Annotated in this window: 7 protein-coding genes; 3 read left to right on the top strand and 4 right to left on the bottom strand. The window is 39.4% G+C overall.

What is annotated here, in order from left to right; translation table 11 throughout:
* Positions 1 to 18: 18 nt before the first annotated feature.
* Positions 19 to 3,795: a phosphoribosylformylglycinamidine synthase gene (locus N3I35_13505; GenBank protein ID MCX8131100.1), complete on the top strand. Its 3,777-nt coding sequence runs from the start codon at positions 19 to 21 to the stop codon at positions 3,793 to 3,795.
* Positions 3,796 to 3,902: 107 nt separating this feature from the next.
* Here N3I35_13505 and N3I35_13510 read toward each other — a convergent pair whose 3' ends face one another.
* From N3I35_13510 to asnB, 4 genes are all read right to left on the bottom strand, one after another.
* Positions 3,903 to 4,997: an FAD:protein FMN transferase gene (locus N3I35_13510; GenBank protein ID MCX8131101.1), complete on the bottom strand. Its 1,095-nt coding sequence runs from the start codon at positions 4,995 to 4,997 to the stop codon at positions 3,903 to 3,905.
* A gap of 96 nt (positions 4,998 to 5,093) precedes the next feature.
* Entirely contained in the window at positions 5,094 to 5,630 is a 537-nt protein-coding gene (locus N3I35_13515; GenBank protein MCX8131102.1) for a hypothetical protein, read from the bottom strand.
* Positions 5,631 to 5,707: 77 nt separating this feature from the next.
* A complete protein-coding gene (locus N3I35_13520; protein ID MCX8131103.1) occupies positions 5,708 to 7,624 on the bottom strand; it encodes an NAD(P)/FAD-dependent oxidoreductase in 1,917 nt (638 codons plus the stop codon).
* A 634-nt stretch (positions 7,625 to 8,258) separates the two neighbouring features.
* On the bottom strand, positions 8,259 to 10,100 hold the full coding sequence (gene asnB / locus N3I35_13525) for an asparagine synthase (glutamine-hydrolyzing) (protein ID MCX8131104.1): 1,842 nt from the start codon (positions 10,098 to 10,100) through the stop codon (positions 8,259 to 8,261).
* 509 nt (positions 10,101 to 10,609) lie between these two features.
* On the opposite strand from asnB, the gene N3I35_13530 reads away from it, so the two are divergent.
* A complete protein-coding gene (locus N3I35_13530; protein ID MCX8131105.1) occupies positions 10,610 to 11,125 on the top strand; it encodes a ferritin in 516 nt (171 codons plus the stop codon).
* A gap of 78 nt (positions 11,126 to 11,203) precedes the next feature.
* Positions 11,204 to 11,758 (top strand): polysaccharide deacetylase family protein, encoded by a 555-nt coding sequence (locus tag N3I35_13535; GenBank protein ID MCX8131106.1) that lies wholly within the window; start codon positions 11,204 to 11,206, stop codon positions 11,756 to 11,758.
* The last annotated feature ends 87 nt before the right edge of the window (positions 11,759 to 11,845 follow it).

The raw sequence follows: 11,845 nt of genomic DNA on the forward strand, positions 1-11,845 counted from the left end.
ATAAAGTGAGGTACGGTTATGGGGAGTGTTAAGCGTATTTTTGTAGAAAAGAAAAAAGGCTACGATGTCGAGACTAAAGGTTTGTATAAGGATTTTAAAAATAATCTGGGAATAAACGGCCTGAAGTCGGTCAGAATAGTGAACAGGTATGATGTGGAAGGAATAAGCGACGATGTATACCAAAAATCACGGAATATTATCTTTTCAGAACCTCCTGTAGATTCCGTATATGACGAAAAAATTGAATTGGGTGAAGATTCAAGGGTAATAGCTATAGAATACCTTCCCGGACAATATGATCAGAGGGCTGATTCGGCAGCACAGTGTATACAGATATTGACCGAGGGAGACAGGCCGAGGACTAAAGCGGCAAAACTGATAATTCTTGATGGCAACATTTCGGATGAAGATTATGGAAAAATTAAAGATTATTGCATAAACCCTGTTGAATGCCAGGAAGCATCAATGAAAAAGCCGGATACTCTTGATATGGAAGTGAAATTGCCTGATGATGTTGCGCTTATCGAAGGGTTTGTAAAAATGAATAATGAGGAAATTGAAGGCTTTATGAAAGAAATGGGCTTTGCCATGTCTTTGGAAGATCTGAAATTCTGTCAGGCTTATTTCAGGGATACAGAGAAGCGAGACCCTTCAGTTACGGAAATAAGGCTTATAGACACTTACTGGTCAGATCACTGCAGGCATACAACTTTCTTAACAAATATAGAAAATGTGGATATAGAACAGGGACATTACTCACATGCTGTAGAAGCTGCATATAAGGATTATCTTGAATCAAGGAAATTTGTCTATCAGGACAGGGATAAAGATATTTGCCTTATGGATTTGGCTACTATCGCCATGAAAGAGCTGAGAAAAAGAGGTAAGCTCGAAGATCTTGACGTATCTGATGAAATCAACGCATGCAGTATTGTTGTAAATGTTGATGTAAACGGTAAAATGGAAGAATGGCTTGTAATGTTCAAAAATGAAACACATAATCATCCTACTGAGATAGAGCCTTTCGGCGGAGCAGCGACATGTCTCGGCGGAGCTATAAGAGATCCACTGTCAGGCAGGGCTTATGTATATCAGGCTATGCGTGTAACAGGTAGTGGAGATCCAAGAACGAAGTTACAGGACACTATCCCGGGAAAGCTTCCTCAAAAGAAGATAACTACCGGAGCAGCTGCAGGGTACAGTTCTTATGGAAACCAGATAGGTTTGGCAACAGGGCAGGTTGCGGAAGTGTATGATGAAGGTTTTGTTGCAAAAAGGATGGAGATAGGTGCCGTTATGGGGGCGGCTCCAAAAAGAAATGTAGTAAGAGAGAAGCCAGAAGCCGGTGATGTAATAATATTGCTTGGCGGCAGGACAGGGCGTGACGGTTGCGGAGGCGCTACAGGCTCGTCAAAGGAACATACGGAAGAGTCTCTGCTGACCTGTGGGGCAGAAGTACAGAAGGGTAATCCTCCTACAGAAAGGAAGATACAGAGGTTATTCAGGAATCCATCAGTGAGTACAATGATAAAGAAGTGTAATGATTTTGGTGCCGGCGGAGTTTCTGTGGCTATTGGTGAGCTTGCAGACGCGCTTGATATAAATCTGGATGCTGTACCTAAGAAGTATGAAGGCCTGGATGGAACAGAGCTTGCCATATCAGAATCACAAGAGAGAATGGCTGTAGTTGTAAATAAAAAGGATGTTGATGCTTTTATAAAGGCAGCAGGGGAAGAAAATCTTGAAGCCGTATCTGTAGCGGTTGTTACTGACTCGGGAAGACTAAAGATGACCTGGAGAGGAAAGATAATCGTTAACATAAGCAGGGAGTTTCTGAATACTAATGGAGTTAAGCAAAACACAAAAGTGGAAATCGCGGTTCCGGATAAGGAGCAGAGTTTCTTTAACACTATACCTGAGGAAATAGTGCAATGCGGTAATGATATAAATGGTGCCTGGATAAAGAATTTACAGATGCTGAATGTTTGCAGTAAAAAAGGACTTGTAGAAAGATTTGACAGTACAATAGGTGCAGGTACGGTACTTATGCCTTTTGGGGGAAAATATCAGTTAAGTCCTGCTGAGGGTATGGTTGCAAAGATTCCCGTACAGGAGGGCAATACCAATACAGGAACTGTCATGACCTATGGCTATAATCCTTCCATAGCGAAATGGAGTCCTTTTCACGGCGCGCTCTATGCAGTAATAGAAGCAGTTGCTAAAATAGTGGCAATAGGCGGAGATTATAAGAAAATCAGGCTTACACTGCAGGAGTACTTTGAGAAGCTTGGCAAGGATGCAAAAAAGTGGGGAAAACCCTTCAGTGCTCTTTTAGGAGCGTATTACGCGCAAATGAAGCTGGGAATACCTGCAATAGGCGGTAAAGACAGCATGTCCGGAACTTTTAAGGATATGACGGTGCCACCGACACTTGTTGCTTTTGCTGTAGATATAATTGATGTTAACTATGTAATTTCTACAGAGTTTAAGAACACAGGCAGCAAGGTTGTTCTTATACCTTTAAGACGTGATGAGAATGATATGCCTGACTTTGAGCAGCTGGCAGCAAACTACTCCAGAATACACGAACTTATAAGAGATAAAGCTGTCCTGGCCTCCTGTACTATAAAAGCGGGCGGCCTTGCAGAAGCTATAAGCAGCATGTGCTTCGGAAACCTTATAGGATTCAGGGCCGAGGAAAATATGAGTATAAAAAGCCTTTTTGCTGCAGAATATGGCTCGATAGTTTTGGAAATGGGTGCAGGAGTAGATTTAAGCCGGTTATTTAAAGGTGTGGAATACAGAGTTATCGGTACTACACAGGCTGAAGAAAGTATAGAAATAAATGGGGAAGTTATCCGCCTGGAAACTGCGATGGCAAAATGGGAAGAACCTTTAGAGAAGATATTCCCTACAAGGGTGGAAGAGATTAGTGAGGAACCCAAACAATATAATTTTGATAAGTTTGCTTCGGTAAAATCAGGTATGGTAGTAGCAAAACCAAGAGTATTCATACCAGTATTCCCAGGAACAAATTGTGAATATGATACCGCAAGAGTTTTTGAAAAAGCAGGTGCGGTGGTTGATACTTTTGTTGTCAGGAACTTGTCTTCTGCAGATATTGAACAATCAATAGAGCTAATGGTTAAGAAGATAGAAAACTCACAGATAATTATGATACCAGGTGGCTTTAGTGCAGGTGACGAGCCTGACGGTTCGGGAAAATTCATAGCTACAGCATTCAGGAACCCGTATGTCAAGGATGCAGTGATGAAGCTTCTGAAGCAGAGAGATGGCTTGATGCTGGGAATATGCAATGGGTTCCAGGCGCTTATTAAACTGGGACTGGTTCCATATGGAGAGATAAGGGATATTACAGAAAATTGCCCTACTTTGACATATAATACAATAGGAAGACATGTTTCATGCATGGTCAGAACAAAAGTAGTTTCCAGGATTTCACCATGGCTTGCAAATGTCCATCTTGGAGAGACTCATACTATAGCTGTATCCCATGGCGAGGGCAGGTTTATTGCAAATCCTGAAATACTTGCAGAACTTGAGAAGAACGGACAGGTTGCAACACAATATGTTGACCTGAAAGGAAATGCAACCTATGATATAAGATTCAATCCCAACGGATCGGTTGATGCAATAGAAGGTATTACAAGTCCGGATGGCAGGGTGTTTGGCAAGATGGGACATTCAGAGAGGTTGGGGTCAAATATAGTGAAAAATGTACCGGGAGAAAAAGATCAAAGGATATTTGAAGCCGGTGTAAATTATTTTAGATAAGACCAGTGGTAATATTAAGGAAAACAGCTTTTATAAAAGCTGTTTTCTTTTTTTGTCAATAATCTTCTCTCCCGTAAGAGAACATTTGTTTTTTGCACTAGCAGAGTTTATTTGCCTGATGCACTGCCTATTCCCTTAAGTACCTTTTTCATATTATCAGTTACATTTATGCTACCGTCAGGCATAACCCACAAGGCATCTACACCTTCCATATCTTCTATCAGTTTACGGCTTTCGTCATATGGAAGCAAAAAGGCTGTTGTAGACATGAAATCTGCCAGTCCGGAATCTTTTGTCATAATAGTGACCGAGCGATAATGATTTGCAGGCAAAAGTGTAACAGGGTCAATGATATGGTGGATAATTTGTCCGTTAACCTTGTAATTACGTTGGTAATCTCCACTGGTAACCAGTGAAGCATCAGTCATATATACTATATCCAGGTTTGTACTTTCATGAATATTATCGTTGGAATTAGGGTCCTGGATACCTATGCCCCACTTGTTGCGGGTGCCATCCATAGGTTTTCCCACTGTGCGTACATTTCCCCCGCTGCTTATTATGAATGATGTAAAGCCTGCACTTGATAGCTCTCTGGCTACTACCTCAGTTGCATAGCCTTTGGCTACCGCTCCTATATCAAGACTCATACCAGCCTCTTTAAGAAATACAGTTTTTTTGGATACACTTATCTCTATTTTATCAATGTCTGTTTTTAGTGCTGCTTTTTTTAGAGATTCCATATCGGGCAAACGGGCATGCTCAGGAGTATTTCTGCCTTCTTCACGATAATCATGCCATATGGAAAGAACCGGGCCAAGTGCAATATTAACCTTTCCTCCTGTTTTTCCATACATCTCCTTTGAGAACAGGATCAGATCGATTATTTCTTGCTGAACTTCTACAGGTTTATTACCCGCATTGTCGTTTATAGTTTTTATATTACTGATACCGTCATAAGAAGAATATTTATCATAAAGTTTGTGAAGATATTCAAATCTGGCCTGACCTTTTTTGGCCATATCTTCAAACTGGCTTTCGTTTTCGGCATAACCCATAAACTGAATCATGGTATCAAAAGCACCCAGGAACTCGTAGCTATACTTATGATACTTACGGTTTTCAGGTTTTGTTGCAGTACAGCCTGTAACTAACAGTAGAACAGCAAGGAAAAATACTCCTAACCTTACCAAAATAATCACCCCGGTTTATTGTAACATGCAATTTATATCAAATGAAAGTAAATGCAAACCCCTCCTGATTAGGGAGGGGTTTGGCGTACTTTCGTTTCAAAAGACTTACTTAGCGTTTTTAAAAGCTTCTTCTACAGCAAATATGTAGTCTTCAACAGATACTGTAACTTTGGAAGTAAGATCTGCCACATCAGGAACGTTCTTGTGATTTTCATCAACTTCTTTTACCTTCATGGCTTTTATTTCATCAACAGTTTTACCAACCATCCACTTTTCGAGTTCTGCAATCTGTTCAAACCATTCCTTGCCGATTTTTGATGCTTTGATCATGCCGTAATCTTTGCCGAGTTCAACCTTGGTTTTTCCTTTTACACTTTTATCAGACTTGATTTTTCCAGCTGTATCAAATGCGACTTTTGTCTGTGCATTATCAATTGACACGCTTAGTATTTTACCATTTGAATCGAAGGAAACTGCTGCCATTACGGTATCTACCTGTGCATTTCCATCTTTCTCAGCTGTTGCATCAGCTGATTTTGAAATGGATACAGTGTGACCGATTCCGGTCTTTATACCCCCTGTAGAAGCTCCACATCCTGCCAGCAGCAAAAGTCCCATTGTCAATGCAATTAATTTTTTCATGTAAATCTCCTCCTAAATATTGATATATGTTGTAAACCCCTTGCAGGATTACAGCCAGATGAGTTTATTCTTAATCTTTATTCAGATCTGCGAAGGCTGCCCTTGAAGAATAACCTTATTTTTCTGTTTTTCCAGAAATAGTCCCAGAGATTATTGATATAAGGTATTGCGTAGTAATCTATTCCAAATGCACGACCTGCTCCTCCCATTACAGCGATAGAGGCGAACAGCATCCACCAGGTTTTTTCATAAATGCCTGTTGAGGTAAGAAACATTGTCATAAGAGCGAATGAGATAAATGATCCTACAAATGTAAATGCTCCGCCTATAAGCATGAGACCGACAGTTATTTCTAAGATTACAACCATTACCTGAAAGAACATAGCTACTGTATCGTTGGCCAGAACTATATTCTGTAGGAACCACGGTACAAGATTGAAATCTCCTATATGGAGAATATCAAGCTTTGCAAAAGTATCAGTGGAAATAACATTTCCTTCAACCAATCTGCTTTCTTTACCGAGCAGAAAATTTATTATACCTATGTCAAATTTGAAAATATCATCCATTCTTGATATATACGCCCCTGCATTTGATGCAGAAGATGTGGCATCGGAAGACATACCAAGAAAGCCAGCCAGCTTTGAAGATGAAAGCCAACCTTCATTTACCTTCTTAATACCTTCTACTAACCAGATAACTCCCAGGAATATTCTCAGCGGGGTAAGCCACCATGCCTGCAACCTTGTTGACCAGTGCTTTTCAGGCAGAATTTTACTTTGCTTGCGTTCCAGAAGTTCATGATACAGATACTTCATTACACCCCTGAATCCTGTAATTTCCCACAGGTAGTGAATGTTAACCATATACTTCATTATTATTGAAAGCCAGACTGGCAGGATTTTCCCCATGATTTCCGAAACGGCAAAATAATTGCCTATGCATACCATGGTGCCGTGAATCTTTACTTTGACCTTTTCCTGTTCTTTACCCCTTATCGTCTTCAATATATTTTTGGCTACGCAGCGTGCAGTCTGAATAGCATTTTCAACCATAGCAGGGTATTCTTTGCACTCATTGTCGAGACAGGCGGTTACATCTCCTACTGCATAGACATTTTCATATTTTGTGCGGCAGTATTCATCAACCTTAAGTCTCTTTGCACGGCCGTGAGTTTCCAGAGGTGTCTGGTCAACAACTTCATTTGATCTTATTCCGGCAGCCCAGATTAGCGTGTTTGTATGAACAAAGCCGTTTCCTGTAGCGAAACCTTCTTCAGTAACCTCTTTAATTGGAGTATTAAGCATTATTTCAATGCCAAGTTTTTTCTCCATATATTTATGAGAAATACGGGAGTTCTTTTCTTTAAGAACACTTAAAACACGCGGAAGCATGTCAACCAGGACGAGCCTGATTTCCTTGCGATTGATGCCGTGTTCTTTTGCCAGGTCCCTGGTCCAGTGAGCAAGTTCACCAATCATTTCAACTCCAGTAAAGCCTGCACCGCCCACAGTAAAAGTCAGAAGTTTCTTACGTACTGATTCGTTTTTTTCCTGTGAAGCCAGCAGAAAACATCTTTTGATATGTTCACGTATTTTTACAGCATCATCAAAGGACCACAGAGTAAAGGCATTCTCTTTCAGACCGGGAATACCGAAAAAATTAGGTGTACTTCCCATTGCCAATATAAGATAATCATAGGTATATTCACTTTTTATTGATGATACTTTATTGCCTGTAAAATCAAAAGAAGATATGTCATCACATACTACATTGACACCGGTATATCCGAAAATACGGTTTAAGGGTATGCGTACAGCTTCCTCTGAAACACGGTTACCTGCGACTTCATGCAATTCTGTAAGAAGGGTATGGTAATTATTTCTGTCAATCAGGGTGATTTCCAGGTCATCCCTCTTTTTCATCCTGTTAAGCGAGAGGGCAGCCTCAATCCCTGCATAGCCCGCACCAACAATTACTATCTTTTTAGCCATGTTTTTTCCCCCGTAAAGCATTTTATTTTTAATGTAAAGCATAGAAAGTATCGTTCATCAGATGTACAAGAAACTTGGGAAAAATTGTACAGCAAGCCTGAGAAACATGCTATGCATAAACAATTTCTTTTACTTTCACAGCTTAACTTAAAATTATTTTTTCCTATACACTTAATTACCAAAATTTAGATAAATCTGATCACTTTGTTATGCTTAACTGTATTTTCCCTTTTTGTGCCATTCAAAACATTTTTCCGTTACTTGCTTTTATACTGTAATTATATATTATTAATATGATAGGATTAATAATATATTAAGATATAGTTAGTTAAAGTTTATAAAGCTATAGCAGGGAGTCTGGATATCTAGACAGTATTTTCTGCTAATACCTTTATAACCTCCGGTTTATATGTTTATCCATTTATTGTGTGATGTAAGCCATTTGGTGAATTTGTTGAACATCTTAACTATAGATGATTTAATATCTGTAATATTCTGAAAGTTTACATAAGAGTCTGAACATGTTATAATATATCATATAATTCCGTTTCTTACAACATAATGTTAAAAAAATATCAAGTATTTAAGATTCAGGATGGCTTGTGAGTTTATGCTCTAAACCATCCTGAGTTTTTTATATTAAAGATACTTTATTTTCCCTTAACCAAGTGTCTACCTGGATAAGGTATGCATACATCTGCGGAGCTGCCATCAGCTGGCCAAACCAGGGTTCACCGTAATCCGACATGCTACCTGACTGTGCTTTTAGGAATTTATTATTTACTAGAGGCAGAATAGGGGAGTTTCTATCATTTAAAATTTCTGTAAGCCATTTTACTACTGCTTTTTCATAAGCCGGATTATGTGTTTTGGGATAAGGACTCTTTTTGCGGTAAAGCACATCATCGGGTAAAATGTTTTCCAAAGCCTTCCTCAGAAGCCCCTTTTCACGACCACCCAATGCCTTCATAGCCCAGGGGATATTCCATACATATTCAACTAGTCTGTGGTCGCAATATGGCACCCTGACTTCCAATCCGTGCGCCATACTCATTCTGTCTTTCCTGTCAAGCAGCACAGACATGAACCACACTATATTCAAATAAAACAGCTCTCTTTTCCTGGCTTCCAACGAATCTTCTTCTTTAAGCCGGGGAACTTCTTTCAAGGTTTCCTGGTACCGTCTTTCGATATACTCTGCTGCATTTATCGCTTCATTTAGTTCGGGTGAAAAATAATTTGTTCTTTCACTTAAGGATCCTGACCATGGAAAAGTACTGGCATTAAGTGCGTCTTCCCTATGAAACCAGGGATAACCGCCAAAAACTTCATCAGCACACTCACCGGAAAGTGCAACGGTTGAAGTTTTCTTTACCTCCCTGCAAAATAACCAAAGAGAAGAATCTATATCGGCCATGCCAGGTAAATCGCGGGCTTTAACTGCATCAGACAATGCATCTGTAAGTTGGTTTGTATCAATAGTAATGTAATGGTGTTGCGTATCAAACTCATGGGAAATGCGCCTTATCCATGGAGCATCCGAATTTGGTTGGAAGATGCCCGGTTTGAAGTATTTTTCATTGTCAAGATAATCAATGGAAAAAGTGTTCAGTTTACCTTTAGCTTTTTGGGTAAAGTGTTTTGAAGCTAACGCTGTTATTGCACTTGAGTCAAGTCCACCGGACAAAAATGTACACACAGGAACATCAGATATAAGTTGACGCTCAATAGTATCAGTAACGAGATATCTTACTTTTTCTATTGTAGTATCAAGATTATCTGTATGGGGCCTACTTTCCAATGACCAGTACTTGCGATGTCGTATTCCGGTAGAGTCAAACAGCAGATAGTGGGCCGGCTTTACTTCAAATATATTTTTGAATACGCCATGACCTGGGGTTCTGGCTGGCCCTAAAGCAAAGATTTCAGCCAGTCCTTCTGAAGTAAGCTCAGGCTTAATATTGGGATGGGCAAGAAGCGATTTCAACTCTGAGGCAAAAATCAAGGAACTTCCTCGGAGAGCGTAGAATAATGGCTTTACCCCGAATCTATCACGGGCAAGAAATATGCTTTGAGTTTTTTCATCCCATATTGCAAAGGCATATATGCCATTTAGATGATCTACACACTGATTTCCCCATTCCAGATATGAAACTAGTAAAACTTCCGTATCTGATTTGCTTATAAAAATATGCCCCAGGTCTTCCAATTCTTCACGAAGGTCTTTTGTATTGTATAGTTCACCGTTATAAGTAATAACATAATTAAAGCTGCCCCTTTGGCGTATCATTGGCTGACGGCCTCCTGAGGGATCTACTACGACCAGGCGTCTGTGGGCTATTATTGCATGCTTGGCAAGCCAGATACCCGATGCATCAGGCCCTCTGGGCGATAGTTTTTGAGACATGGCTTCTAAAATACTCTGTTGCTGTGACAGGTCTTCTTTTAAGTCAATCCATCCTGCGATACCACACATTTACGATCACTCCTATCTAAATAATAAAAAAAGATGCCCTGAGAGTAGGGCACCATTGCCTGTTACCAATTGATAATCAGTATCATTTATTATGTTTAGTATAATATATTCACTGATTGAGTTTTGGTGAATAGTATTCAATAATTTACCCAAAGTAGGTATATTTTCTTTATTAGTGTATTTTTACTCAAGTTATGAAAATTATATTATGGAAAAACTGTAGAGTTTCTTGGTCCGGGGGAAGTAAGTAAATCCATTGTTTGAGCAGTAGCGGGTTTGGATTTGCCTGAGCTAAATTTTGAGGCTTCAAGTCTTGTAATCTAGGTAATTATAGGTACTTAGGTCATACATAGAAATACGCTAAGTTTTGCAACTTATATTACAAAAAAAATGTTAGCATTATTTTTTTTGGGTATATTTATAGTAACTAATATATTAACAATCATCTGAGACTGCTGGGAATTACATTTACCTAGCGCAGCGTGTTAAGTCGGAGGGAGGAATACACAATGATAAGTGCCAAAATTGAAAAGCTTCTAAATGAACAGGTGGTTAAGGAATTTTATTCAGCATATTTATATTTATCAATAGAAGCTTATTTTACATCTCTTAATCTGAATGGGTTTGCAAACTGGTTCAGGATACAGGCACAGGAGGAACGCGACCATGCGATTATGTTCTTCAATTACATACACAGGGTTGGGGGGAAAGTATCACTTGGAAAGATTGATGCGCCAAAAGTTGATTTTTCTTCTTTGGAAGAAGCGTTGAGAGATACCTTAGAACACGAACAGTTTGTGACGAAATCCATATACAGCATTGTTGACATGGCAATAGAGGAGAAAGACCATAAGACAAATTCATTTCTCCAATGGTTTGTCAATGAACAGGTTGAAGAAGAAGAGAATGCCGATGCAAATCTGAAAAAAGTGCAGTTGGTGGGAAATGACGGAAAGGGAATTCTTATGCTGGATGCAGAAATGGCTCAGAGAGTATATTCTCCTCCTGCTGTTGCTCAAGCGTAAAAGAGCTGCCGAGAATGAAGTAATTTATTAAAGCTCCCTGGAATAAAATGTAATATTATTATTCCGGGGAGTTGTTTTATGAAAGTATATATTTTAAACCGTAAAGTTCTTATAAAAGCAAGTATTTTTTTATTTATCGCTATTGTTTTGTTAATTGCAGTTCCAATACTGATAAGTTCGGACACAGCACAAGTTTTTTCCCAAAAACGTCTGCTCCCGATATACTCTGTAGAAAGCAAGGATAAAACAGCATCGATAACTTTTGACTGTGCCTGGGGAGCTGGGGATATACCGGATATTTTAAATACATTAAGAAGTGAGGAAATTAAAGCAACATTTTTTATTGTCGGACAATGGGCTGAAAGATTTCCTGACTCAGTGAAAATGATTGCAGCCGAAGGTCATGATTTAGCAAATCATTCATACTCGCATCTGCGTATGGGCGCTATTGATAAGAACAGGATCAGGAGTGAGATTGCCAAATGCGGAGAGAAACTGGAGAGTATCAGCGGAAGCAAGGTTGATTTATTCAGGCCTCCCTATGGTGAGTATAATGATCATGTAATCAGTATAGCTCGGGAACTGGGGTATTTTACAATACAGTGGAATGTGGACACAATTTCGATAGTATAACTACCAGTAAACTGTTAGAGAAATTGATTCAAGCTTGGTCTAATCTGCTCCCTCCTTATGGATACACCTTCTTTAACCTCTTCTTAA

Source organism: Clostridia bacterium, assembly GCA_026414765.1.
In the GTDB taxonomy this organism is placed as follows: Bacteria; Bacillota; Clostridia; order Acetivibrionales; family DSM-27016; genus SKW86.

Excerpts from the sequence above, each read along its gene's own strand:
- N3I35_13505 (MCX8131100.1), top strand. The coding sequence starts at position 19 with ATGGGGAGTGTTAAGCGTATTTTTGTAGAAAAGAAAAAAGGCTACGAT.
- N3I35_13515 (MCX8131102.1), bottom strand. The coding sequence starts at position 5,630 with ATGAAAAAATTAATTGCATTGACAATGGGACTTTTGCTGCTGGCAGGA.
- N3I35_13520 (MCX8131103.1), bottom strand. The coding sequence starts at position 7,624 with ATGGCTAAAAAGATAGTAATTGTTGGTGCGGGCTATGCAGGGATTGAG.
- asnB (MCX8131104.1), bottom strand. The coding sequence starts at position 10,100 with ATGTGTGGTATCGCAGGATGGATTGACTTAAAAGAAGACCTGTCACAG.
- N3I35_13530 (MCX8131105.1), top strand. The coding sequence starts at position 10,610 with ATGATAAGTGCCAAAATTGAAAAGCTTCTAAATGAACAGGTGGTTAAG.
- N3I35_13535 (MCX8131106.1), top strand. The coding sequence starts at position 11,204 with ATGAAAGTATATATTTTAAACCGTAAAGTTCTTATAAAAGCAAGTATT.